At 52.1% G+C, this 26,524-nt stretch carries 25 protein-coding genes; all 25 read left to right on the forward strand.

The genetic code is table 11. The annotated features are described in order from the left end of the window. Positions 1–89: 89 nt before the first annotated feature. The 25 genes from JNUCC32_RS06850 to JNUCC32_RS06970 all read left to right on the forward strand — a co-directional run bounded on the left by JNUCC32_RS06850 (position 90) and on the right by JNUCC32_RS06970 (position 26,431). Positions 90–179, forward strand: a complete 90-nt coding sequence (locus JNUCC32_RS06850; RefSeq protein WP_404563450.1) for a hypothetical protein — start codon at positions 90–92, stop codon at positions 177–179. After that, on the forward strand, positions 167–601 hold the full coding sequence (locus JNUCC32_RS06855; protein ID WP_192571451.1) for a sigma-70 family RNA polymerase sigma factor family protein: 435 nt from the start codon (positions 167–169) through the stop codon (positions 599–601). The genes JNUCC32_RS06850 and JNUCC32_RS06855 overlap by 13 nt, the downstream gene beginning before the upstream one ends. Then, positions 598–1,320, forward strand: a complete 723-nt coding sequence (locus JNUCC32_RS06860; protein ID WP_192571452.1) for a VOC family protein — start codon at positions 598–600, stop codon at positions 1,318–1,320. Before JNUCC32_RS06855 ends, JNUCC32_RS06860 begins: the two co-directional genes overlap by 4 nt. 14 nt (positions 1,321–1,334) lie before the next feature. Continuing rightward, positions 1,335–1,742, forward strand: a complete 408-nt coding sequence (locus JNUCC32_RS06865; protein ID WP_192571453.1) for a DUF6220 domain-containing protein — start codon at positions 1,335–1,337, stop codon at positions 1,740–1,742. 239 nt (positions 1,743–1,981) lie between these two features. After that, positions 1,982–2,332 (forward strand): VOC family protein, encoded by a 351-nt coding sequence (locus JNUCC32_RS06870; RefSeq protein WP_192571454.1) that lies wholly within the window; start codon positions 1,982–1,984, stop codon positions 2,330–2,332. Positions 2,333–2,356: 24 nt separating this feature from the next. Then, positions 2,357–2,758: a hypothetical protein gene (locus tag JNUCC32_RS31780; protein ID WP_323373614.1), complete on the forward strand. Its 402-nt coding sequence runs from the start codon at positions 2,357–2,359 to the stop codon at positions 2,756–2,758. A gap of 244 nt (positions 2,759–3,002) precedes the next feature. Next, complete coding sequence (locus JNUCC32_RS06880; RefSeq protein ID WP_228468887.1) at positions 3,003–3,515, forward strand: histidine phosphatase family protein; 513 nt, start codon at positions 3,003–3,005, stop codon at positions 3,513–3,515. Between the two features lie 222 nt (positions 3,516–3,737). Next, on the forward strand, positions 3,738–4,478 hold the full coding sequence (locus JNUCC32_RS06885) for a phosphotransferase family protein (protein ID WP_267132963.1): 741 nt from the start codon (positions 3,738–3,740) through the stop codon (positions 4,476–4,478). A 162-nt stretch (positions 4,479–4,640) separates the two neighbouring features. After that, positions 4,641–5,363, forward strand: coding sequence for an SDR family NAD(P)-dependent oxidoreductase (locus tag JNUCC32_RS06890; protein ID WP_192571456.1), 723 nt, complete (start codon positions 4,641–4,643; stop codon positions 5,361–5,363). A gap of 27 nt (positions 5,364–5,390) precedes the next feature. Further along, the gene (locus tag JNUCC32_RS06895) at positions 5,391–6,023 is read left to right on the forward strand and encodes a ThuA domain-containing protein (RefSeq protein ID WP_192571457.1); all 633 of its coding nucleotides are present in this window, start codon (positions 5,391–5,393) and stop codon (positions 6,021–6,023) included. 233 nt (positions 6,024–6,256) lie between these two features. Then, positions 6,257–7,264, forward strand: coding sequence for a LacI family DNA-binding transcriptional regulator (locus JNUCC32_RS06900; RefSeq protein WP_192571458.1), 1,008 nt, complete (start codon positions 6,257–6,259; stop codon positions 7,262–7,264). A 41-nt stretch (positions 7,265–7,305) separates the two neighbouring features. Next, a complete protein-coding gene (locus tag JNUCC32_RS06905; RefSeq protein ID WP_015735998.1) occupies positions 7,306–9,102 on the forward strand; it encodes an L-fucose isomerase in 1,797 nt (598 codons plus the stop codon). A gap of 12 nt (positions 9,103–9,114) precedes the next feature. Beyond that, on the forward strand, positions 9,115–10,815 hold the full coding sequence (locus JNUCC32_RS06910; protein WP_192571459.1) for a ribulokinase: 1,701 nt from the start codon (positions 9,115–9,117) through the stop codon (positions 10,813–10,815). Positions 10,816–10,973: 158 nt separating this feature from the next. Beyond that, positions 10,974–12,083, forward strand: coding sequence for a glycoside hydrolase family 172 protein (locus JNUCC32_RS06915; RefSeq protein ID WP_192571460.1), 1,110 nt, complete (start codon positions 10,974–10,976; stop codon positions 12,081–12,083). A 47-nt stretch (positions 12,084–12,130) separates the two neighbouring features. Beyond that, positions 12,131–13,252: a glycoside hydrolase family 183 protein gene (locus JNUCC32_RS06920; RefSeq protein WP_228468888.1), complete on the forward strand. Its 1,122-nt coding sequence runs from the start codon at positions 12,131–12,133 to the stop codon at positions 13,250–13,252. 75 nt (positions 13,253–13,327) lie between these two features. Next, on the forward strand, positions 13,328–14,728 hold the full coding sequence (locus JNUCC32_RS06925; protein ID WP_228468889.1) for an ABC transporter substrate-binding protein: 1,401 nt from the start codon (positions 13,328–13,330) through the stop codon (positions 14,726–14,728). A gap of 84 nt (positions 14,729–14,812) precedes the next feature. After that, positions 14,813–15,700, forward strand: coding sequence for a carbohydrate ABC transporter permease (locus JNUCC32_RS06930; protein ID WP_015735993.1), 888 nt, complete (start codon positions 14,813–14,815; stop codon positions 15,698–15,700). 17 nt (positions 15,701–15,717) lie between these two features. Next, complete coding sequence (locus JNUCC32_RS06935) at positions 15,718–16,545, forward strand: carbohydrate ABC transporter permease (protein WP_145037911.1); 828 nt, start codon at positions 15,718–15,720, stop codon at positions 16,543–16,545. A 29-nt stretch (positions 16,546–16,574) separates the two neighbouring features. Continuing rightward, the gene (locus JNUCC32_RS06940) at positions 16,575–18,800 is read left to right on the forward strand and encodes a DUF6259 domain-containing protein (protein WP_192571462.1); all 2,226 of its coding nucleotides are present in this window, start codon (positions 16,575–16,577) and stop codon (positions 18,798–18,800) included. A gap of 159 nt (positions 18,801–18,959) precedes the next feature. Continuing rightward, a complete protein-coding gene (locus tag JNUCC32_RS06945) occupies positions 18,960–20,978 on the forward strand; it encodes a hypothetical protein (RefSeq protein WP_192571463.1) in 2,019 nt (672 codons plus the stop codon). A gap of 14 nt (positions 20,979–20,992) precedes the next feature. Further along, the gene (locus JNUCC32_RS06950) at positions 20,993–22,075 is read left to right on the forward strand and encodes a glycoside hydrolase family 172 protein (protein WP_192571464.1); all 1,083 of its coding nucleotides are present in this window, start codon (positions 20,993–20,995) and stop codon (positions 22,073–22,075) included. Between the two features lie 98 nt (positions 22,076–22,173). Beyond that, the gene (locus JNUCC32_RS06955; RefSeq protein WP_015735988.1) at positions 22,174–23,187 is read left to right on the forward strand and encodes a LacI family DNA-binding transcriptional regulator; all 1,014 of its coding nucleotides are present in this window, start codon (positions 22,174–22,176) and stop codon (positions 23,185–23,187) included. Positions 23,188–23,595: 408 nt separating this feature from the next. After that, on the forward strand, positions 23,596–24,552 hold the full coding sequence (locus tag JNUCC32_RS06960) for an acetamidase/formamidase family protein (RefSeq protein ID WP_192572609.1): 957 nt from the start codon (positions 23,596–23,598) through the stop codon (positions 24,550–24,552). A gap of 56 nt (positions 24,553–24,608) precedes the next feature. Beyond that, positions 24,609–25,397 (forward strand): alpha/beta fold hydrolase, encoded by a 789-nt coding sequence (locus JNUCC32_RS06965; RefSeq protein ID WP_192571465.1) that lies wholly within the window; start codon positions 24,609–24,611, stop codon positions 25,395–25,397. Continuing rightward, a complete protein-coding gene (locus JNUCC32_RS06970) occupies positions 25,385–26,431 on the forward strand; it encodes an ATP synthase beta subunit C-terminal domain-containing protein (protein WP_192571466.1) in 1,047 nt (348 codons plus the stop codon). Before JNUCC32_RS06965 ends, JNUCC32_RS06970 begins: the two co-directional genes overlap by 13 nt. Positions 26,432–26,524 lie beyond the last annotated feature (93 nt).

Below are 26,524 nucleotides of genomic sequence, written 5' to 3' on the forward strand. Positions count from 1 at the left end.
GTCACATAATCAGCCTCCTTCCTGTCTTGTTTAATGACAACGCATGAAGGAGGTTTCTTCGATGGATTGCAAAGCATGATGTGGCCATTGTGGGTGGAGGTATTGCCGGACTGACCGCAGCTCATTATTTAGCAAGAGGAGGAAAACGCGTCGGCGTATCGCTGGCGTGTACTATTTGAAGAAAGGCTGGGGAGCCCTGATCGAGGAGATGTGTTCGGAAGCACGTCGGCTAGGCGTAGTCTTGATTACAGGCAGGAAAGTCAATGCTGTTGAGCATGGTAACGGGAGTGCAGCGAGTTCGACTCCTGACGCCGTCCATTATACAGATGGAGGCGGCAAAGCGCCGGCCGCGAAGCAGCCCGTCGTCGGAGCGACGCGAGTCATTCCGTTTTTTATGCAATGGATGGATTGGTTCGGGCGTCCCGACAGCCATTATTCCTATATCATCACTACGGTCAACGGAAGCCCGGGAATCGTCATGATGATCGGCGGACGCGTTGCTTACGTTTACTCGTTTGAGGCTTCGAACAGTCGGATTCGTTCCATTTATACAGTTGCAAATCCTGACAAACTCAAATATCTGGAGGAGGTAGTGAGATGAGAATCATCGAATTGGAACTGAGAACCGCCCGGTTAGCCGAACTGAAGGAGTTCTACACAGAAAGACTTGGATTTGCTCTAGCAGATATGACGGAACATTCCATCACGATCGTTGCCGGTGAAACGAGGTTGACTTTCGTTCGCGAGGAGGAGGAAGGGGTACGGCCGTCCTACCATTTGGCAATGAACATCCCCGAGAACCAAATTCGCGAAGCGAAAAGCTGGCTCCTGGCCAAAGGCTGTCAGGTGCTTTCCGCTGCACCGCTTCCGTTCGCTGGAATCCAGGCAAACGAAGATATCGCCTATTTCGAAGGAACGGATGCGCATGCCTTCTATTTCGAGGATCCTTCGGGGAATCTGGTGGAGTTCATTGCGCGGCATCGAATGGATAATGCCTTATCAGAGCCTTTCGATCATGAATCCATTCTGAATGTCAGCGAGATCGGCTTTCCGCTCCGCGGAAGCGTATCCGAGGCCGTTCAGCGCCTAGATTCTCGATTTGACGTCACGCGTTATATCGGGGACGGAAAGACGTTTCAGATGCTCGGTGACGAGTACGGAATGTTCATCCTGGGGGATATGGCCATCGGCTGGTATCCTTCGATGAAGATTCCGGAAGTTCATCCTATCGGAATGACGATTCTCGATTCCAAAGAAGGGGAGTTTCAGTTGGATCCGTACCCATACACCATTCGTGCGGTGTCCGAAAGGTTAGTCTAAGGGAGGAATTAACGATGGAAGTACAAAAAATAACCGCTACCCGCTCTTCGCTGCCGGCTGCCGCTCAATATGCGCGGCTAGGTTTTAGTATATTGAACGTGCTTTTTGCGATCTGCATCGCGTTACAGGTGTTCTTGGCTGGATTCGCGCTGTTCGTGGATTCGTCTCAATGGGGGATGCATGGTAATTTCGCCATGTACTTCGCGCCTATCCCCGTATTGTTGTTTATATTGTCTTTTCCGGCGAGACTGCCCAAGGGCATGAAAGTTAAGAGTTTGGTGCTGATCGGCCTAATCCTTTTGATCTTCGCGACGGCTGTCTTTTCGGAAAAAATCGGATTTGCGGCAGCGGCACATCCCGTCATCTCGCTGGGCTTATTCTTGAACGCGTTGTTGATTATGAGGGAGATGACGAAAGGATAGATGAGAGAAAGAAGCCTATAGATTTGCCATAAACAATGGTAAAGCAAAAGCTGGAAAACACGAAGTCACGTATATATACCTGTTTCCCAATCGTCTTTATGAATAGTGTGAAAACGAATTTATATATAATTGTATAAAAGTAAAACTATGGTATTCTGAGAGTATAAGGATGAGGTTGTTCCTCGAACGGGACCATTGTTGAGTAAAAATTTGATATCAAAACTTTAGGAGGATGAAAAATGAAGGTCAAACGAATTGTTACAAATGTTGCGACGCAGGAGATTTCCAAAGCTTCGTATTTTTACGGGGAAGTACTTGGACTTGATCAACTAATGGATATGGGATTTATTGCAACATACGGTTCGCATGAGAAAATGGGCACTCAGGTTAGTTTCCTATCAGAGGGAGGCTCCGGAGCACCTGTGCCTGATCTGTCGATTGAGGTTGATGATCTTGATGAAGCGTTAACTCGGATAAAAGAAGCAGGAATTCCAATTGAGTATGGACCAACCGAGGAGCCATGGGGGGTTCGGCGTTTTTTTGTTAGGGACCCATTCGGGAAACTTATCAATATTCTTATCCATCTTTAAATAATAAATGGAGCAAATCGTTGCATGGGCAGCGATAGCCCGGAAATGGAACTCGTCCAACCAATGGGCAGACGTATGGAGAACTTCATCGTTACGGGCCCCTTTATGAAGTATATTCATGCTGGCAACGGACAACGCTTAAGGTTAAGTAAATCTTATGTGGGAGGTCATAATTTCTTGAAATTTGAACTAGGACGTTGCTTACTGAATGAACGATTGGTGGAATCCGGGAAGTCAGCGGAATGGTTGGCAAAAGACTTGCTTATTAAACCGGAACGAGTATACGACTTTATTGAGAACAAAAGAGTGATGCCACTCAAAATTGCCGTATCGATCGCCGATTCCATCGGTTGTGACGTTCGTGCCTTATATGAATTAATTCCGCACCATAATGAAGCAAAGGGAGATTCGCGGAATAATGGGTAGGCTGCACTAAGGCTACAAATGTGATTCATTGATCTAAGTTCACGGGAATCGATAGCTCTATCAAAATAAGAAGGCAGCTGATCATTTGTGATCGGCTGCCTTTTTTAAACTCTCTGCAATTCATGAACCGGTTAGATAAGCGTTTAGCTATATTTCACTGCACCTAGCATTAAGTTAACGGGCAGGATTACTCAATAAAATCATAGAATACCTAATATGGGATTTGATCTTAGGAGGGCGGAAAATGGAATTCACATTTATTCGGCACGGTCATGGAGAACATCTCAACGATTATCCGAATCGGTTGAATACGCTGCATCCTAGTCTTACAGAGTACGGCAAATTTCAAGTAACGCAGCTACGAAATGAAATTAAAATGGATCCTGATGATTTAGTTCTTGTAAGTCCCACTAAACGTACAATTGAGACGGCAATGATTATAAAAAATGGCATGGACTTCATTATTTCTCCATTGGTTGGTCCGAGAATGTTTCCTCAGAACCCCGAACTTCCTTTTTTAGCTTGCGATCACATCCTTTCTAAAACGGAAATTACCCATCTGTATGGAGATATTGAAATTCTTGATTTCAATTTGGATTGCTGGAAAGAAGGGATCAATAGGATCGAACAAGATATTTTCGAACGATATGCTGCGCGGTTGTTAGAGTGGATCGGGGAAAGTTATAAAAAAATATTCTTTATTTCACATGATGGTACGATAACGAATTATCGGATATTGCTTGGAGAAAAAGATTGACCAGGAAAGATTTTCTCGGGGAGGCTGGGGTATACCGAATGAACTTGTAAGCTGTTGGACACTAAGCGCTAAGCTAACATCCCTTGAAAGGCTGTGATGAACATCGGAAACCCATTGCGGGAAATCAATTGGGTGGAGAAAAGCAATACCCTTGAAGTTTTGCTCGAGCATGAAGGTTCATTTCATACCGTCTCCTTGGATTCGGGGCTGGAGGCAGAGGTAATGAAAATCGCCGCGCCAACGGCAGACTACGTACTGAAAGTGTGGAACAAAGCGTCCAAGCCGAATGTACACGCTCAATATCAGATTTTGAATGCTTTATTCACGCATGGATGTTCGGTCTCTGAGCCCGTGGGCTGGGGAACGGACCGAAATGGCGATTCAACATTGCTGACCAGTTATGACGGAACGCCCGTGCAAACGGTCGATCAGCGTAAACTAACGAAGCTGGTGAAAATTTTAGCGGATATACATAAGCTCCCGCTTGAAGATTTTATTGGTGACCGGTTACCCCGATATGAGTTCATTAATTATTTCTTTCCTCGCATCGAGAACCACCCCGATGTCCGAATTCTTCTGGAAGAGCTTCTTCAGCGTGCGGATATGAAACAGTCATGTTTGATCCATGGCGATTACCACCTGGGCAATATTCTTGAGACTAAAGACAAGCTGACGGTGATCGATTGGACAAATGCTCAACGGGGGGATCCCAGATATGATGTTGCTTGGTCGATTATCGTAATGTGGGTATTTGCAAGCGAAAAGCAAGCCGCCATCTATCGTACCGCATGTTGTGCCGAGTATCGTTACGAAGAACAAGAGCTTGAATTATTTGAAGCCATAGCCTGTCTGAGAGGAATCATGCTGTTTAAGGCGAATGATGTACCTATCGGTCATCGTACCATCTCAAGGTTTAGGTCCATATTGTCGAAAAACGAATATTTAAACGACCAATTGCTCTAAAGCACTCCTAGATGAATATCACGCAGAAATGTGCAGCAGTATCAGGTTATGCTTAAACGTTTGCTAAAGAGCATTAGAAGAGATTACGCAGGAATGGCATTTGGGGAAACTCCCGTATGTCGGTTGCACCGCATTTAATGGATAAAGGAGAGTTGATGCCCATTGGAAACAATCGCTTGCGTCACGGGAGCCGATCGGGGTTTAGGATTGAGCTTGGCGAAATGGCTTCTTGAAAACGGATACACCGTGTTTGCCGGACGCTATATGGAGGATTGGGACGCGCTGGATCGATTGCTGGAGGATTATCCGGACCAGCTGGAACTGATTCCGCTTGATATCGGCGACGATGCCAGCGTGCAGCAGGCAGCCAAGCTGATCCGGGATAAGGCGCCGCATCTGGATCTGCTCATAAACAATGCCGGCATCACGAAACGGTCCGATCTGGCGAACATTCAGGGCGAACTGGATTTTGCCGACATGGCCCAAATCTACAACGTCAATACCCTCGGACCTCTTCGGGTAAGTCATGCACTTATCGATCTGCTGCTCCAAGGAAACAACAAGCTCGTGGTCAATATCTCTTCCGAAGCCGGCAGCGTCAGCAGAAATAAACGTAAGGAGATGTACGGCTACTGTATGTCGAAATCCGCGCTCAATATGCAATCCTCGATACTGCATCAGCATCTGTCAGCCGATGGAGGACAGGTCATGGTGTTCTATCCCGGGTGGCTGCAATCCTACATGAGCGGCGAACTGAATCAAGAAGCGGCCGTGCCGCCGGACGTGTCTGCCGATCGCATCATGAAACTTGTGATGGACCATAAGGCATACACTGGCGAACAGCCGATTTTTCTGGATTATGAAGGACAAGTGTGGCCCTGGTGAAAGGGCGGGAGAGGAGACTGCAAATCAATGAAAGCCATTGCGCTGGGACAATACGAGGGAGCGAAATATCATCCGTTTACGCAGATTGACCGCGAACTGCAAACCATTTTCGAACCTGCGATGGACGTGGAATGCACGGATGATTACGCCGTACTGCAAAAGGATAAGCTGGAGGGATATGATCTGTTCATATCGTACGCAGAGTTTTCGGATGGGGAGATACCTGAAGAGCAGGTACAAGCGCTCATATCCTATGTGCGCAACGGCGGGGGGCTCTTAGTTATCCACAACGGCATCTCGCTGCAGCGGAGTACGGAGCTGGAAAAGTTAATCGGCGGGCGATTTACGGGACATCCGGCATATACGTCGCTGCCCGTTCGATATCAATCGGGGAGCCATCCGATCGTGGAGAGCTTAACCGATTTTACGATCGATGAAGAACCCTATCGGTTCGAATTGAGTCCGCATGAAACAACGGTCGTCTTTGCGGAATACGAGCATGACGGCCAGCGCTGGCCTGCGGCGTGGGCACATCACTACGGCTCCGGCCGGGTGGTATATCTGATGCCAGGTCATCATTTGCCGTCTTTTCGGATAGAATCCGTGCGTCATCTGATTCGGGAGAGCGGACTGTGGGCTGCCCGGAAGTGCGTAGACTAGAAAATCGGCACTCATCATAGGCATTCCATCACCGCCATCGAAGGCGGTGATTTTTAATTTGCGCGGAATAGTTCCTGCTGCCAAACGCATTCGTTCCGCCCGGATCTGGTTTTCCGGAAAAATCTAAAAAGAGGGTTGACAGCAGCATGTCCCTTCCTTTAATCTGTGTATGTAATCGTTTACGTAATCGATTACATACAGGAATCAGGATGATATTTTGAGGTGAACGATGATTGGCAAAAGCAACGATTAAACAAGTAGCAGCGGCAGCAGAAGTATCTACGGCAACCGTTTCAAGAGTGCTTAACAACAGCGATTATGTAAGCGATGAAATTAAAGAGCGGGTGATGGCGGCCGTGAACCGGTTGAATTATCGTCCGAGCGCCATAGCCCGAAGCCTGAAGCAGGACCGCACGTACATGATCGGCGTGATCGTGCCCGATATTTCAAATCCCTATTTCATGGGCATATCCCGAGGCATTGAGGATATTGTAGGTAAAGAGGGCTTTCAGTTAATATTTTGCAGCTCGGACGAGAACCCGGAGAAGGAGAGACGATTGCTAAAGCTTCTGCAGGAAAAGCGCGTGGATGCCGTCGTATTGGCAACGTCGGGCGGGAACGACCCGGCGATCAAGCAGATTGCGGATTCCAACATGCCGATCGTGCTTGTGGACAGGAAGCTGGACTCGCCGGAAACAGGATCGAAGCTCGATCTGGTGGCCGAGGACAATACCGAGGGAGCCTTGCGCCTAACCCGGAAGCTGCTCGAGGAAGGACATACGGCTATCGGCGTAGTTAACGGGCCAACGAGATCAAGCACGGGGAGGGAACGTCTCGAAGGCGTCATGAACGCGATGAAGGCATTTGGGCTGAACGAGGGCCCCCTGGTGTATAACGGAGATTTTTCCACGGAGGACGGAATCCGGGCAGTTCAGCAATTTCTGAACGCGGAACGCAGGCCAACCGCCATCATTTCCCTGAATAACCGCATGAGCCTGGGCGTCCTGCTCGAGATTGTGCGCAGCGGCCTGAAAATTCCTGCCGACATGGCAGTTGCTTCTTTCGGCGAGGTGGAAGCCGGGCCTTTACTCAAGGAATCGGGACTCTACTACATGGAGCAGCATCCCTACGATATGGGAATCAAGGCCGGAGAAATCCTTCTAAGCCGAATACGGGAAGAAGCCCGGCAGGATCCACCGGCTTATGAAATATACAGCAATGAAGTCAAACAGTTGAACTGATCGTACATGCCGCCGCTCTAAAAACAGAGAGGATGATGGAGATGCATAATCAATCAAACATCTGCAATCGATTGCAGAACGAATTGCCTAAAATCGGCATTCGCCCTATCGTGGATGGCCGGCGGGGTGGTATCCGGGAATCGTTAGAGGATGTCACCATGGATATGGCGAAACGAACCGCTCGCTTGCTCACCGAACGGCTAAGGCACAGCAACGGGCTTCCAGTGGAATGCGTGATTGCCGACACCTGTATCGGAGGGGTAGCTGAGGCCGCACGAACCGAAGAGAAATTTGCCAGGGAGAATGTAGGTCTTACCATTTCGGTGACACCATCCTGGTGCTATCCGACGGAAACGATGGATACCCACCCGACCAGGCCAAAAGCAATTTGGGGTTTCAACGGGACGGAACGTCCCGGGGCCGTATATCTGGCGGCGGCGCTGGGAGCGCATAATCAGAAGGGTCTGCCGGCCTTCTCCATCTATGGACGCGATGTACAGGATATCGGGGATACCGAAATAACGGCGGATGTTCAGGAGAAGCTTCTGCAATTTGCCAAGGCAGGCCTTGCCGTAGCGACCATGAAGGGGACCTCCTACTTATCGATGGGCACCGTATCCATGGGCATCGCGGGCTGCATCGTCGACGAAAACTTTTTTCAGAGGTATCTGGGGATGCGCAACGAATATGTGGATATGACCGAATTCGTAAGGCGGATCGAGCTGGAAATTTACGATCATGACGAATATGAGCGGGCACTGGCCTGGATTAAACAGAATTGCAAGCCGGGAACGGACGTTAATCCGGAGCATTTAAAGCGGTCCGAAGAACAGAAGGAACAGGATTGGGAAACCGTCGCGAAGATGGCGCTGATTGCACGCGATTTGATGGTAGGCAATCCGAAGCTGGCGGCCATGGGATATGGAGAAGAAGCGCTCGGCCGACATGCACTGGCTGCAGGATTCCAAGGACAGCGTGCCTGGACGGATTACTTCCCGACGGGGGATTTCATGGAGGCGATATTGAATTCCTCTTTTGATTGGAACGGTCTGAGGGAGCCGTATATCGTCGCAACGGAGAATGACAATCTGAATGGAATCACGATGCTGTTCGGTCATCTCCTGACGAATGCGGCCCAGGTGTTTGCAGACGTTCGTACATATTGGAGTCCGGATGCCGTGAAGCGAGTGACGGGATACGAGCTGGAGGGCATTGCGGCCAACGGCGTGATCCACCTGATCAATTCAGGACCGGCAGCACTAGACGGAACGGGAAGGCAATCGAAAGACGGCAAGCCGGCCATGAAGCCGTTCTGGGATATCACGCAGGAGGAAGTCCAGGATTGTCTGGATGCAGTCAAGTGGTGTCCGGCTATTGATTTCTTCCGCGGCGGGGGATTCTCCACGGACTTCACGACCCGGGGAGGCATGCCGGCAACGATCGCCAGAATCAATATGGTCGCGGGTGTCGGACCGGTCCTACACATCGCCGAGGGAATAACCGTGGAGCTCCCGGAGGCCGTGCACGATGTATTGGACCAGCGAAGCGACCCCACTTGGCCGACGACCTGGTTCGTCCCGAACCTTACCGGCGAGGGACTGTTCAAGGATGTTTACACCGTTATGAGTAATTGGGGATCCAACCATGCCGCCATGAGTTACGGCCATATTGGCGGAGATTTGATTACTTTGGCGTCGATGCTCCGCATTCCGGTATGCATGCACAACGTGCCGGAGGAGCGGATCTTCCGGCCAAGCGCTTGGACCGCTTTCGGCGGGCTGGAGCCGGTTTCTGCCGATTACCGGGCATGCGCGTCTTATGGTCCTTTGTACAAATAGGAGGCAGATGATATGAAGCAGTTATACACCATCGGGGTTGATTTCGGTACGGAATCGGGCAGGGCCCTGCTTGTCGATATCACGACGGGCCAGGAAGTAGCGACGCATGTGACGCCTTACGCGCATGGAGTCATGGACGAGGTGCTGGTCCATTCGGGTTTGAAGCTGGAGCCGGATTGGGCGCTGCAGCATCCAAAGGATTACTTGGAGGTTCTTAGGCAATCGATCCCCCGCGTGCTGTCGGATGCAGCGATATCGGCTGATCAAGTCATCGGCATTGGCATCGATTTTACGGCATGTACGATGATGCCGCTGGATGCAGGCGGGACCCCGCTCTGTATGACGGAGGAATGGAGGGACCATCCGCACAGCTGGGTGAAGCTGTGGAAGCATCATGCGGCGCAGGAAGAAGCGAACCTGATCAATGCAGCCGCAGCTTCGCGGGGCGAGAAATTTCTTGCGCGTTATGGAGGAAAGCTGTCCTCCGAGTGGATGCTTGCAAAGTGTTTGCAGATTCTGAGGGAAGCTCCCGAATTATATGAACGGTCCGTGTTGTTCATGGAAGCTGCCGATTGGGTGGTCATGCAATTGACCGGCCAGCTCGCGCGAAGCAGCTGCACCGCCGGCTATAAAGCCAATTGGCATAAACGGGAGGGTTATCCGTCCAAGGCGTTCCTGCATTCGCTCGATCCAAGGTTCGGAAATCTCGTCGAGACGAAGCTGAGAGGAGCGATCAAGCCCCTGGGTTCGAAAGCAGGCGGATTAACCGAAAGTATGGCGGCGATGACGGGGCTTCTGCCGGGAACCGCGGTAGCCGTAGCCAACATCGATGCCCATGCGATGGTACCGGCCGTCAGCGTCGTAACCCCGGGGAAGCTGGTACTCGCTATGGGAACCTCTACTTGTCACTTGATTTTAAGCGACAAAGAAGTGACCGGCGAAGGCATTTGCGGCGTCGTCGAGGATGGGATCATTCCCGGTTATTACGGGTATGAGGCAGGACAATCGGCCGTTGGCGATATATTCGCCTGGTATGTGGATGAGGCAGTTCCGGAATACGTTAGGCTTAAGGCTGCAGAAGAGCGGCTTGGCGTTCATGAGTGGCTCGAGAAGGAAGCGGCCCGATACGCGCCTGGACAAAGCGGACTGCTTGCCCTGGACTGGTGGAACGGAAGCCGTTCCGTGCTGATGGATGCCGATCTTAGCGGCGTCATGCTTGGTTTCACCTTGCAGACCAAGCCGGAGGAGATTTATCGGGCCCTGCTCGAAGCCACAGCCTTTGGTACCCGGGCTATTATCGAGGCGTTTACCGATAGCGGCATTGAAGTTCAGGAGCTTTATGCTTGCGGCGGATTGCCGCAGCGCAACCGGCTGCTGATGCAGATTTATGCCGACGTTACCGGCAAAGAGATCAAGATCGCGGATACCGTCCAGACGGCCGCTTTTGGCGCAGCCATGTTCGGTGCGGTTGCGGCAGGCAAAGATCAGGGAGGATATGGCAGCATCGTGGAAGCTTCGGAGGCGATGGCCCGCGTTCGGGAAGAAACATTCAAGCCGATTGAAGCTAACGTCCGAATGTATGACCTGTTATACAAGGAGTATAAAGGACTTCATGATTATTTGGGCAGGGACGAAAATGGGGTGTTGAAACGGCTGAAAGCGTTAAGAAGCAGTTTTAACTCTGAAGGATCAACGGATTCGGCCCGAGGATAGACAACGGGTTATGACTCACATAAGGAATGCAGGCTGTCGTGTTGGTAGCATGGCCTGCATTCCTTAACCACCCATTCTGCAATCGATGTCACATTGTTGGCAAATTGTTTTAAGAAGCGCTTTTACCTACGCCATCAACTTATGAGGAGCGATCATCCATGGACAATCAAACAGCGTTATTTTCACTCAGCCGCAAGCGATCCGGAAAAAGAAAAAGGGAATCCAGCTACGACCGTTCGGGAGGGAATAAGGATTACTTCTCCATCCAGCCGGGCGACCTGACCGAAATTTGCAGCATTCCGGGAGCGGGTGCCATCACCCATATTTGGATGACCATGGCGACCGACGCCCCTGCCGAGGAATTGTATCTGCCGCGCAAAGTCGTACTCCGCATGTACTGGGACCAGGAGACCGAGCCCAGCGTGGAAGCGCCGATTGGCGATTTTTTCGGAATGGGGCACGGCCTCACCAAAAATTATACGTCAGCGGCGTTGATGATGAGTCCCGAGGACGGCAAAGCATTCAACAGCTTTTTTCGCATGCCGTATGGGAATGGCGCTCGTATAACGATCGAGAGCGAAGCGGAGCATCCGATTAAATTTTATTTCTATGTGGACTATGAATCGTACGATAAGCTGCCCGAGGAGGAGCTGCGATTCCATGCCCAGTGGCACCGGGAAAATCCGACCGACGGGATCGCGGATCACGGGGTGGATAACGCTTTCTACGAATTCGGCGGCAAGAATACGACGGGCAGCGGCAACTATGTCATTTTGGACGCGGTTGGGAAGGGCCATTACATCGGCTGCAACTTCAATGTCCATAACCTCCGCGATACGCGGGAATGGAACTGGTACGGCGAAGGAGACGACATGATCTTCATCGATGGGGAGCCATGGCCTCCGACTCTGCACGGCACGGGCATGGAGGATTATTTCAATACGGCCTGGTGTCCGCAGCAGGAGGTGTGCACCCCGTATCATGGCATCATTATGGGCGGCGGCCCGAACTGGAGCGGAAAAATCTCCACGTACCGGTATCATATCCTGGATCCGATCATGTTCGATAGCAGCATCAAGGTCACGATCGAGCACGGTCATAACAATCATCGGAGCGACGATATTTCCTCGACGGCGTACTGGTACCAGGCGGAACCCCATCGTTCTTTCCCGAAGCTGCCAAAGGTGGATAAACGCTTGCCAATGCCGGATACGAAGCCGCTCAATCCTGCTAGTTTGAATCAGATATTCGGTCATAACAATCCCTGATGTTCACGGGTGGAATATAGGAATCCACAATCAGATCGAAAGGGGAGATGAGCTTGAAATGGAAAAATGCCCTCTTCGCAGGCATGATTTTGCTGTTATGCGGCTGCGCGGGGGGCGGCAAGGTGAATCCTCTGCTTGATGCGACAGACAAAAGCTTTTTATTAAAAGGCATGACCGGCGTGGAGCAGGTTTCGCAATTAACCGGGGAATCCTCCCCCAATCGTACCGATCAATACGCCGTGTACGGCACCGATCTGGGTTCCATGATGAATGACGGGGAACGAACTTACTTCGTGTTCGGGGATACGTTCGGCGAGAGGGCGACTGATCAGACAGGCGGAGGGGGAAGCTATTGGCGCTCCAATACGATAGCCTATACAACGGACGCTCATCCGGCTGACGGTATCGCATTCGAGGGAATGATCACGGATGAATTCGGCACGGCGAAGGAACTGCTGCCTTCCGCCAAAATCGATTACGAAGAAATGACGAAAATTCCGACCCATGGCATTGCGGCAGGCGGCGCCTTGTATTTGCACTACATGTCGGTCAACCATTGGGGCAATCCGGGGAAGTGGGACGCCAATTACAGCAGCGTGGCCAAATCGACCGATAACGGTGAAACCTGGGAGCTGCAGGACCGGCTCCGTTGGCCGGGAGACAGCAATTTCATCCAGGTTAGCCCCTATAAGGTGGAGAATGAAGCAGGCGGTTCGGATATTTATTTTTGGGGGATTCCTTCGGGCCGCTTTGGCGGCGTTCAGCTTATGAAGGTGGGCGAGGAGCACATCGAGAATATGTCCGAGTACCGATATTACAGCGGATTGAACGATGACGGCAGTCCCAGGTGGAGCGCGGATATGAAGGATGCCAGGTATGTGGTGGATGACACCGTCGGCGAGCTGTCCGTAGTGTGGAATTCTTATCTGGAACGCTGGCTGATGACCTATTTGAAGGAAGGCCAAGGGGTTGTCATACGTGAAGGCATGACGCCTTGGGGGCCATGGGGCGAGCCCCTGGATTTGGTCCGAGCCGAGGATTATCCGGGGCTATACGGGCCCTATATGAACGATCGGTATACGGAGAATGACGGGCAGACGATCTATTTCACATTGTCTTTATGGGATCCCTACAATGTTTTCTGGTTTAAGGCTTCGCTCGAAAAGTGAGGCGCGGATTCCAAGAATGATCGGTTTAAATGCGGACCAGCGTTTAAATAGTTTGATCCATTATAAGGAGGGTTCATGATGCAGAAAAATACCATCGGCTTCAAATCCTGGCCTGTTCTGTTCTCCGTTGTTCTTGTTCTGGCGATGCTCGTTACGGGCTGCGGCGGACGATCTGGCGGTCCCGGAGGAGGAGCTTTAAGCAATCCACCGGAAAATGAAAGCGCAAACAACGGGAATGAAGCCAGCGGCAAGGTTGTGATCGATTTCTGGGCGCAAAAATTCGAGGATACCACCGATGCCTGGTTCAAGAAATGGGTCGGCGAGTTCAATAAATCCCAGAGCGAGGTTGAAGTGAAGCTGACCATCGTTCCGGCCGACGCCTGGGACCAGAAGATGAAAGCAGCGCAGGCCGCAGGCAAGGCACCGGACATCCGAACGATCAACTACGGCAATGTGGCCAATGCGGCAAAAACGGGTCAACTGATGGCCCTGAACGATTTAATGGAGCCTTCAGCCTTCGATGATTTGTACGACAATATGAAGGACTTCGTATCCGTTAACGGTCAGTACTATGCATATCCGAAGCTGGTTGAGCCGTCTGCTGTGATGTTCTATCGGAAGGATATGTTCCAGGAAGCCGGGCTTGACCCCAATCAGCCGCCGAAAACATGGGCTGAGCTTCTGGATGCGGCCCAGAAGCTCACCAAGAAAGGCGTGTTCGGCTTATCGATTGCGCAAACTGCGCCGGATCTGGGCTGGTCGAGCTGGGGCCTGCAGTATAACGGGGCAGGTCATCTGGCGGTTACGGAGGACTGGTCCCAAGCGGACGTGAACAATGACGGTTACAAGGCCGTTTTGGACTTTTACCAAAAAGCGTACCAGTCCGGCGTCATGCCGAAGCAGGCATTGGCCGGATATGCGGACATCAAGCCTTTCGGCGAAGGCAAGATCGCCATCCAGATTTGCGGTTCCTGGGCGATCGGTCAGCTTCGCAACACCTATAAAGACATGGTGGATAAGGTAGGGATTGCGCCGATGGCATCGATGGACGGCGATTTGACGAAGCCGACGGCAACGCTCGGCGGCTGGTCGCTGGCGGTGGACGGCAAATCCGAGCATCCGCAGGAATCGGCCGATTTCATCTCCTATTTGCTCGCAGGCGACCCGAACATCATGATCGATTTTTTCAAGACGTCCCAGTTCTCCAAGTTCTCCCCGCGCAAATCCGTGGACGAAGCGATGAAATCCGATCCGGATGCATCCAAGGATGAATGGCGTGCACTCGTATCCGAGCGGATCATTCCGCATTCGCAGGCTGAGCCAGTTTATCCGTGGGACATCAGCTTCGCGCTCGCCACGTCCATCGAGTCCGCCATGAAGGGTACTTCGGTGGATAAGGCGCTGGCGAAGGCAGAGAAAGACATTAACGATTTCATCGCGAAGAATAAGCTTGCCGGTACGAATCCGAAAAAATAGTGTTGGCAGCCGTCCGGAAATCCGGTTTTCGAAATGTTATTTTCGGATGGCTGCTTCATCCTTGGCCAATGGTGGTGACGCTACATGTTCAAGAAAAATTATCGGCAGGACAACGGCGTGGCTTACATGCTGCTCGCTCCCATCGTCATCCTGCTGACCGTCTTTGTCATCATTCCGTTCTTCTATGCACTGCGGGTGAGCTTCTATAATTGGAGTTTCTATCAGGATTCCACCTTTGTGGGCTTGCAGAATTTCTATATGGTGCTGACCGATGACCTCTTTCTCCAATCCATCTGGGTAGGGCTTAAGTTCGCGCTGATGGTCGTTCCGACGATGCTGATTCTCTCGTTTCTGTTCGCGAACATCATTAAGAATCTGGGCTCCGGTTTCGCAAGCGTTGTTAAGACTTCCGTCTACATTCCCACCATTATTTCCGGAATCGTGGCGTCGGTCATCTTTGTCTTCATCTTCGATTATGCCGGAGGCCTGGCCAATTACATCATCGGGCTGTTCGGATCGGAGCCGAAAGCCTGGCTTGCCGACGTGGCAACGGCGCTGCCGAGCATCGCGGCTCCAGCCGTGTGGCTGGGCTTCGGACTCACGACGCTCATCATGCTGGCAGGCCTCCACGATATCCCAAAAAGTTACTATGAGGCTGCCGAACTCGAGGGGGCGGGCACCTTCGTTCGCATGTGGTACATCACGATTCCGCTCATGCGCAATGTGATCCTGTATCTGCTCGTAACCGGATTTACGGCGCAAATCTCCCAGTTCGAGCTGTCCCTCGTCATGACGGGCGGCGGCCCGCTCAGCGAGACCACGACGCCGAACCTCTACATCCTGAACCACTTCCGAAACGACGTCATGGTCGGGAACTCCATCGCGGCATCGCTGCTGTTGTTTGTGGTCCTTGGCAGTATTTCGGCCATTATCTTCAGAGTACTGAATTCGGAAAAAGCGATCGACGGATAAGAAGGCAGGAGGATAACATGATGAAATCGTTAAACGGTGTCCAAAAAACATTGATGACGCTCTTGACCGGACTGGTGACGATCATGGCGCTGTTCCCGCTGCTCTGGGTCATCATTGCCGGTTTCAAAGATAAGGCGGAGGTGCTTGCAACGCCGTTCCGTTTCTTCCCGAAGAAATGGATGGTTCAGAATTACACGGATATTCTGAGCGACGCGACCTTCATTCAATCGATGCTGGTCACATTCGGGGGCGCCGTTCTCTTCGCGGCGCTGAGCTTGGCCGTGAACGCCACCGCGGCTTACGTTTTCGCCAGGCTGGAATTCAGGTTCAAGACGATGCTGTGGGTTTATGTCATCGTCACCATGTTCATTCCAGGCATGGCCATTCTGCTGACCTCCTTCATTGTGGTGAATGAGATGGGAATGCTCGATACGCTGGCGGTGCTCGTATTGCCCGGCATTGCTTCCGCGGGTCATATGTTCTTCATCCGCCAATTCTACTTGAATATTCCGATGGCGCTTGAAGAGGCGGCGCTGATTGACGGAGCAGGAAGGATCAAGATTTTTACGCATATCTTCATTCCAATGTCGTTTCCGGTCTTCGTCATCGTGGGCATAGGCTCCTATTTGGCCTATTGGAACTCCTTCGTATGGCCGACGATGACGATCACCAACCCGGAGCTCTTTCAAATCATGCAATATTTATACACCTTCCGTTCCGAACGGGCAACCGAAATGGGCATGCTGATGGCCGGATCGGCGCTTTCCTGCCTGCCGACCATTATCTTGTTCCTCTTCTTCCAGAAGCACATCATTTCAGGAATCAAAATCTCCGGTTTGAAGTAACATTCTAAGCCAACAGGTGGAGGTGGGGCATGATTATACTTGAGAACAGGCATATCCGGCTGGAAATCAGCGAGATTGACGGCACGGTTCGAGGCATTCGCGATAACGTTAGAGGAATCGGGCTTATCGCGGATACGGGCACGGCGGATCCATTTCGCTTGGAGACGGACGCGGGTTTCAGCAGCTCCTTTCAGAACTTCGGATGGAGCAGGGAAAATACGGAAGACGGGACAGATCAGGTTCAGTTGAGCTGGGACACGCAGCAAGGTATGATCGTCACGGCTTCCGTAAAGCTCGCAGAAGAAGCGGATTGCATTGAATTCCGATGCGCAGCAGAGAACCATTCGGGAATCCGATTGCTGAGCCTGGAATATCCGGTTATTCCGAATTTGACCACGATCACGGAGCACGGCGAGGAGGATTATATCGCCCATTCCTTTGCAACCGGCTTTGAGGTCAACAACCCGATGAAGGTATTTGAAACGGACGGAATCGGATTTCGTTTCATGCCGTATCCGGAGAGCTTTTCCGGGGCAACGATGCAGTTTTTTGCCTATTACGGCAAAGACAGGGGCGGGCTGCAACTCGCTGCCCTGGACGGCGAGGGCCATCCGAAATGGCTCAATTTCTTCAAGAACGGGAACGGCTTGCTGGAAGCCTCCGTGATCCATGGCTGCAGTGATATGGGACCCGGCAAGGGGATCAAGCCGCATTATCCGGTGCAAGTGTCGATTCTGTCAGGAAGCGGCTGGTACGAAGCTGCTGACCGGTACAAGTGCTGGGCCGTGCAACAGAAGTGGTGTAGACGCGGCAAGCTTTCGGAGAGGGCTGCGAAGGAAGGCAGTCCATGGCTGCATGAGGATATGGGCGCGGCAACCTTCGGTATCAATGCGGGATCGGATCGTACGGCATGGATACAACAATACCACGACAGCATCGGAACGCCGATGCTCCACATCCTGGGCCCCGATTGGACGCATCGGCCGCAAACCTTCGGCAGCGGCGTGCCGGGGGGATATGATGATTGGTTTCCGACCCGCTTCAACCCAGAAAACATCGCTCTGATCCGAAAGCTGGGCCATCGCTTCGCTCCGTTCGAATTCGATTACCTTTATCATTTTGACGGAGCCGACGGAGAGCTTGGCAGAGCAGCCGAGCAGAAGTTTCCCGAGCTGAAAAAAAGCGTGGATGCTTACCGCTTTCCGTTCCTTTGTCCGGCGCATCCGTACACCCACGATTTTCATGTGAGGCGGGATACGGCACTGCAGCAGAGCGATGACATCGATTCGATCTACTACGATATCTCCGCCAACAACATTCTGAAGATCTGCATGGATGACAGCCACGGTCATCCGGTCGGAGCCGGCAGCATCATTGAGGAGGCTTACCGGCGGAACTTTGCCGATACGAAGGCGGCCATGTGCGAAACAGCCGGACGCTATATCCCCATGGGAACCGAGATGATGAATGAAACGATGCTGGATCTGATCGACTACTATCAAGCCCGGGCAGGGGGGCAGCCGGCGGCGCCGCTCGAAGGATGGCCGATCCGGGAGCTGCTTAAAACAGGTGCGGCCTATCTCATCCCGATGTTTACTTACGTATATCACGAGTACGGCGCGCTGAGATTGGACGGCTGGGGCAAGCTGACCGAGGAAATCGGAGAGCTTTACTATTTTACGGTAGCACGCACGTATCTCTGGGGCGGCCTGTACGAATTGAATTACGAGTACAGTCCGATGGAGGCGCTGGACGGCAACGAAAATACCGCGGAGGAGCATTATTATCCGTTTGAACCGCGCGGGTATGCCTTCTCGGCGAACAGGGCCGATTACTTGGCTCTGTATGCACGGCTGCGAATCGGTGCCGCGAAGCCGTATTGGTCGTATGGCACGATGCTTCGGCCGCTCTCCTTCGACGTTCCTATGACGCCGATGAAGTGGTTTCATTACAACCACGGCAAGGATACGCCGGAATATAACAATTCGGGAGAACTGCTGACAGACGCCGTTATCCACTCGGCATGGCAGAATGATCAAGGGGATGTCGGCTTGTTCTTTGCGAATGTGACCGGAGAGGAGCAGACAATAAGCATCGAGCTCCGTCCGGAAGACTTCGGAAAGACGACCGTGACCGGGCAGCTGTACACGAAAGCGGGAGAGCCGGCCATTGATTGCTCCATGGAACAAGGCGGATTGCGTTTGCTTAAGCTGCCGGCACGAAGCATAGCGATGTTGGAACTGACTTCGCCTTAACTTGGCACAATGACGCGGTTTTCTGAGGCGGAGGATGATAGAAATTGGGGCGGCGACGTCGGACAATTGGATCAGATTGACGATTTCAGCCTGTTAAAGAATGGACGACGTGTCGCTGGCGGGGATTTCTTGCCGGAAAACGAGCAGAATGGAGGACTTATGGCACAATTACCGGACGCTTATGTAAAGCGGTGGGATTATGACCAATTAGGGAGTGCAGCTCCCAAGCTGAGTCTTAAACAAATCGATAAAGGCACTTATCACTGCATAATGACATTTGAGCTGGATCAGGAGATACGACAGGATGATTGGCAGCTGCGCCTGGAGCCTGCGTTCCAGCCGTATTTTCACTGGGCTCCTCATATAACGCCGACTTCCCGGCATGTGATGGATCAGCACAGCTTTCGGTCGCCTGCCCTCATTGCTCATGACGGCACCAGACTGCTCACACTGATACCGGATCTGGATCTGATCGCGAAGGATGCGGACGCTCGTTGGTACTTGGATCTGGATGCTCCGAACAACCAATTCGTCTTGGGAATGAGCCGGACCCGTGTGAGTGATCACGTGCTGTTTGAGAAGGTGGAGGGTGCTGCTTATTCGCCCGGAACGTTCTGCATCGGCTTCTACCTCATGACGTTGGAGGATGATCAAGCTGCATTGAACCCCTGGCGGCCGGTGCTGCAATTTTTATGGGAGCGATGGGGTCACTCCCGACTCCGTCAGGGCATCCATGACAGAGCTCCTCTCGAACACTATGTAAAATATGCGTACGACTGGGCTTTTCGCCATTGGAAAGATACGGTGTGGCAGGAATTCGAATGGAACGGACTGAAGGTCGGGGCTCCCGTATTCATTGCCGACGTGAGTCAAAGCCCGAATTATCCTGGCGTTCCGAACGAACGGGAAAGCCGATCGATTTGGAACCAAGCGTGGTTCAGCTCCCTTCGTTCGGCGCAAGGCCTCTATCGTTACGGTAAGAAACAGGATGATCCGGAACTGGTTCGCAAGGCCAGGCTCATGAAAGAGCTGGCTCTTGCTGCTCCGCAGCGAAGCGGGTTCTTTCCCGCCGTTATTGCGACGGAGATGAAGCGGGTGATGGTGGAGGGACAGGAAGTTAACCGGTCAGGTAGTTGGGACCATGCCTTCTGGGGGAATTCCAATCGCAATCCGGCCGATCCTTGGGGCTCGATCGCGGAAGCGCCTTACCATGTGCTGGACATGAGCTGGACGGCGCTGCTCATGCTTCGCTGGCATGATGAAATCGAGCCGGATCCAAGGCTCATGGAATACGCCGTACGCTATGCGGATGAGCTTCTGGCTCTTCAGGACGAGAAGGGCTATTTTCCGGCCTGGCTTGACCAAGAGACGTTAGCGCCGCTGGATATTCTTCGAGAGTCTCCGGAGACGTCGCTCTCCGTCACGTTTTTGCTGAAGCTGCACGACATGCGGCCGGATCCCAGATATTTGGAAACGGCAGTAAGGGCGCTGGAGGTTGTCGTCAACGAGATCGTACCGTCCGGCAGATGGGAGGATTTCGAGACGTATTGGTCCTGCTGCTCCTTTGGCCGCGAAGAGCTCCCCGGCTGCAAGGTGGTTAGGAATAACATGTTCAAGCAGTGCAATTTCTCCATGTTCTGGACGGCGGAGGCCTTATTTCAGATGTACAAGACGACCGGCGAGATGCGATATCTGACACTCGGCACACGTGTGCTGGATGAAATGCTGATGACGCAAGCCTCCTGGCAGCCTCCCTATCTGTATGTTGACGTATTGGGCGGATTCGGCGTCATGAACTGCGACGGGGAGTGGAATGATGCGAGGCAAAGCCTGTTTGCAGAGCTGATCCTTCAATACGGCGTGGAATTGGACCAGCCGGAATATATTGAACGCGGTGTTGCCGCATTGCAGGCCTCTTTTGCCATGATGTATTGCCCCGAGAATATAAAAACAAAACAGCAGTGGGAACGGGCGTATCCTTTCTTTAACGAGAAGGATTACGGCTTCATGATGGAGAATTACGGTCATGACGGCGATGTAGGTGAGGACGGGCGGGGCATGGGGACTTTCACCATTTTTGATTGGGGGAACGGCGCGGCCGCCGAAGCTTACCTGCGGATCAAGGCCCATCTGGGTCAGACGTTGAAAGACCGGTACGGATACGATATCACACACTAAAGGAGCGATTACGGATGATGAACTTTAACGGGCTCAACATGCATCTCGGAAACTTATCCAAGCTGTCTAATGCGAAGACGAGATCCATCAGCGCGGAGAATTTTACCGGCGAGAAAGGAAAAGGGGGCATGGCGACGGACGGCACGGGTGCAGCGGCTTCCAGGGATCTGGGCGCGGGCTGGAAGGTGTCTCCTTCCGTGGAGATTATGCCGGGAGAAACCTTTACTATGGGTGACATTCAAGGCCCTGGGGCCATTCAGCATATTTGGCTGACCTGTCATCCGTCGCTGTGGCGCAATATGATTATCCGCATGTATTGGGACGAAGAGCAGGACCCTTCGGTTGAGGTTCCGGTGGGCGATTTGTTCTGTAACGGGTGGGGTGAACGTAGCGATGTCAATTCGATTCCGGTTGCCGTCAATCCGGCCGGCGGCATGAACAGCTACTGGCAGATGCCGTTTCGCAAGCAAGCCCGATTGACGATGGAGAATCGCGCGCCGGAAAAGGCGGTCCTTTACTACCAAATCGACTATACCCTGACGGACATCCCCGAAGAAGAGGCTTATTTTCATGCACAGTGGCGGAGAACGAATCCCGTTCCTTATAAGGACGTTTACACGATCCTGGATGGCGTGAAGGGACAGGGGCACTATGTAGGGACTTACCTAGCCTGGCAGGTGAACAACAGCGGCTGGTGGGGCGAAGGGGAGATCAAGTTTTATATGGACGGGGACCAGGATTACCCGACCATCTGCGGTACGGGAACGGAGGATTATTTCGGCGGAGCTTGGAACTGGGAACAGCCGATCGGTACGTACCGAACCTACTCGACGCCTTATCTGGGGATGCACCAAGTGCTGAAGCCGGACGGATTATATCGCAGCCAGCAGCGCTTCGGCATGTATCGATGGCATGTCATGGATCCGATCCGCTTCCAAAGCGATCTTCGCGTCACGATCCAGGACCTCGGCTGGAGGTCAGGAGGCAGATACCTGCCGCAGCAGAGCGATATTGCATCGACGGCGTTCTGGTATCAGGCGGAGCCCCATGCGCCATTCCCGGAACTACCGGATAACGATGAGCGGGAGGTTATATAAGCAGGCGCTATTGCTTAGCTTCCGGTATGGTGATAGTGTGAAGCCATGGACCCTTTTGCATCTGCTTGTCGGTTTCATGGTCGTTAATGGAGGATAGGATGGACAAACATACAATTTATACCATTGCAGATCGGGTAGGCGTATCTCCTTCCACGGTGTCCAGAGCCTTGTCGGGGAGAGGTTACTGCAGTCCCAAGACGAAGAGCAAAATTCTGGCGGCTGCCCAAGAAATGAACTATGCGCCCGATCATGCAGCGAAGATGCTGAAAATGAGGCAAACCAATAAAATCATTTTTGCCGTTCCGGATATATGCAACCCTTTCTATTTCGATATGATCAACGGCATCAATCAGGTGCTGGAGGAGCATGATTACCTGATGATTCTGTTCTACACCAAGCACAGGCTCCAGGAGGAGATGAAGGCGATCCAGACGCTTCGGGAAAACGTCGCCGACGGCATGATCATGGTGTCTTTCGATTTTGGAGAAGAAAATATCGGGGCTATCAATGCGCTGCAGGCTCCGGTCGTGCTGACGAATAAATACGTGTCGCCGGATGGCAGCGACCGCTTTGACTACGTATATGTGGATACGTATGACGGAATCAAGCAAAGCACGGAGCATCTGATCAAGCAAGGCCTGCGCAGCATCGCCTATGTCGGCGGTAATCTCAGCGAGCAGACCGGCCATGAGCGGTTCTGCGGGTATCGGGATGCCATGCTGGAGGCAGGAATCCCCTTGATTCCTCGTTTTATCGCCGAATCCGACTATACGGAAAGCGGCGGTTATGCGATGGCGAAAGCGTGGCTGCAAGGGCCCGACCACCCGGAGGGCATCGTTGCCGCGAACGATCTAATGGCGATCGGCGTCATGAAAGCTTGCGAAGAAGCCGGATTAAAAATTCCCCATGACGTTGCCGTTGTGGGCATGGATAATCTGGACATTGCCTCCCGCGTATATCCCAAGCTGACGTCCGTTGCTTTGCAGCAGGAGGAAATCGGCCGCAAAGCGGCCCAGATCCTGATGGATCGCATAATGGGAATTCCGAGGGAGGAGCGGGCCGTGAAATTGATGCCGCAGATGGTCGTGCGCGATTCCAGCGTAAAGATATGAAGCGAGGATGGAGTATAATGGGTTGTTTCCGAATGAACATGAACGTCATGATAAAGGCTCCATCATGAACTAGCATGCTTGCGTTGAATATGGTGTTGAACCGTTCCTAGCAGTACAACTGCCAAGAGAACGGTTCTTTTTTTTGTTGTAAGGAAATGATCTTTGGTGGGGAAGTCCCCAACCTTCGCGCTTGCGTGATCGGGTTGGGGACTTTGTCGTGGATCAAGGATTTGTAGGATCATAGCGAACTGAGAAGCGGAGGTGTTCGCTGTAGGGGTAATAATTATTACTCTTCAGAGTAAAATTGATTGACTATTAAAGTAATTTAAAATACTCTATAAAGTAACAAGGAGGTTCACATTGAAAAAGTCCAATCGAATCATGGTTGTTGTGAAGGGAGAGAAACGGATGTCAACAATCCATAGTCTTCAACCGGATATTCACACGCTTCACGGATTTTTTAGCAAGGAGCTGGAACCGGCCCTATATATTCAGTCCGGGGATACCGTGGTGTATCGAACCTTGGATGCGGGATGGGGACTTGCGAAGCGCTCTGCTCCGGGAGCGCCGAGATCGAAGTTTACGGAGCGTGCGCCGGAGCGGGTGGAGAAGCAGTTCGGGCATGCCTTATTGGGTCCCGTGCATATCCAAGGGGCTAAACCGGGGCTTACCTTGGAGATTCAGATCAACGAGGTCGTTCCCGGGCCGTGGGGTTGGACCTCTGCCGGAGGGTTTCCAAGCTATTGGAACGAGAAGCTGGGCATGACCGATACCCAGGAAATGACATTGGACTTTGAATTGGATGCCAAAACAATGACTGGCAGGAGTCAGTTCGAAAATTTCAAGTACAGCGTCGGACTGAAGCCATTCATGGGGATTATGGGCATGCCGCCGGAGGAAGAAGGTCAGCATACGACTTTTGTGCCGCGCCCTTATGGAGGAAATCTCGATTGCAAAGAATTAACCGCCGGGAGCACCTTGTATCTGCCGATTCCGGTAGATGGCGGGCTGTTCTCAACAGGGGATGGACATGCGGCTCAAGGCGACGGCGAAGTTAGCGGTCCCGCTTTGGAATGTCCCATGGAGAAGGTGAGCCTAACCTTTCATGTCCGTGACGACATGCCCATTAAGATGCCCAGAGCAAAGACGAGTACCGGTTGGCTGACGATGGGATTCCACGAGGACCTGGACGAAGCGATGTGGATGGCCTTGAGCGGGATGCTGGATCTCATGACAGAGCTTTATTCCATTTCGAGAACGGAGGCGTACGCATACGCCACCTTGACGGTGGATCTGAGAGTAACCCAGATCGTGAATATCCTGAAGGGCGTGCATGCATTTTTGCCTTTTGGCGCGTTGAGGTGAACGAATGCACCAAGTGTTGGCTTTTTTTAATGTAGATTTTATAGGAGGGCTCATGCATGCAGTTATACGAAACGATGGTCAATAACCATGGGGTACATATTCATGTGACGGAGGTACATCGGGAACTTAGAAATGAACAAAGCTCACTGGTTATCATCCCGGGGCTTTCCGAGTCGGCCGAGGATTATATCGACATTATGGAAAAAATGGTAACGCTGTCGCCCAGGCATATCGTTGTCATTACGCTCCGAGGCCGTGGCCGAAGTAATTCTCCTGATTCGGGATACACGCTCGAGGATCATATCAGCGATCTGGATGCGGCCATTCGCCATCTTGAACTGGAACAGTTCGTACTCATGGGATACTCACGAGGGGTAGCCTATCAATTAGGTTATGCCATTCGGAACCCGAAACGCATTGAAGGTCTGATCATCGGAGACTATCCGGCGATACACACCCAGCTGCCAGCGGGATGGGTGGATTTCTTTACAACGCTGCCGCCTTGGAGAGGGAAGAAGCTATTCGACCGGATGAAACCATCGGCCCTGCATGCCCTGCAGAAGGATTCCGCGAAGGTAGAATTTTGGAGCGACCTGTCCCGATTCACATGCCCTGTTCTCATTATACGTGGCGCAAAACCGCATCCCGGGTTATCATTAGAAGCAGTGGAACAATATAAGCTATCGCTGCCGCAGGCACGAATCGTGGAATTCGAGCAGCATGATCATAATATTTTCGAACCGGATGCGGACGAGTTTGTTCGCACCGCAGACTCTTTTCTGAGAGAGATTAAGAAGAAATCAATAAACTATCACAAGAAGGGTGTACGGACTTGGACAATCTGAAGCTGAATGTATCACTTTTAAGACAAAGGGTTCCGAACCTCACCAGCGCGGCCAAATCCGTCGGATTGCGGCCCGCCACGGTTTCCAATCTATGTACGGGAAAAATACCCGTAGGCCGGGCGGAAGTTCGCACCATAGCCGCGCTGGCAGCCTTGGCGAAATGCAGCCTTGACGAACTGATCCTGCGCGGGGAAAGCGTGGAGATGATCGAAACGGGCATTAAGCCTCTTGATCTATTCGCTCCTCTGGCAAAAGGCGGCACCGTCGGGCTGGTAGCTCGTCCCGGTATGGGGCAGCTGGTGCTGCTCGGGGAGTTGTTTCATCACTTCAAGCAGGAAGGGTATATGACGATTCTGCTGAAGCCGGAAGGGAACTACCCGGAGCTGCAGGATATGCTGAATGACGTAGAGCGGGTTGCTTCTTCAATAGAAGAAATCCATTCTATCGTATCGCATGCGAATACCGATAAAGAAATTGTGTTTGCCGCGGATCGGGAGCATGTCTTAACCGGCAAGATCTATGATCTTCAGGAACGTTTTCAACAGGAAGGCATGCAGCAGATCACGACTTTTCTTGTGGACCTCAAAGGTGCGGTTGTTGATGAAAACATGCCTTACGGGCCGCTGGAGACGCTGTGGTATTTCGATGCCGATCTGGCGGCAAGACATCTGTTTCCTGCCGTGAACCCGTTATATTCCACCTCTTCCGTATTAGAAGGCGTTCATCTGGATCAGGCTCACTTAGCGGTCCAACAGCGGGCCCAGAAGCTGCTTCGCCGCTATCGGGAGCTGCGTTCGCTGGTTCAAGTACGAGGATTGGAGGCCATTCCGTCATCCGAAATGGAGGTTTATGAGCGGGGAGAACGGCTCGAAGCTTATCTAACGCAGCCTTTTTACGTTGCTGAAGCTTATACCGGACTGCCAGGCGAGCGGGTCCACTTGCAAGAAGCGCTGCATGACGTTCAAGCCATATTGAACGGCAGCATGGATCATCGATCGGTGGAGAGTTTATCCTGGATCGGGACAATAAAATAAGAAGTTAGTTGACCAAAGCTGAATTCCCTAAGTTTGTTCATCGGGAATATCGGCTTTTTTACATGATTTTGCATAATATAATCCGTACGTCCC

The organism is Paenibacillus sp. JNUCC32 (genome assembly GCF_014863545.1).
In the GTDB taxonomy this organism is placed as follows: domain Bacteria; phylum Bacillota; class Bacilli; order Paenibacillales; family Paenibacillaceae; genus Paenibacillus_AQ; species Paenibacillus_AQ lautus_A.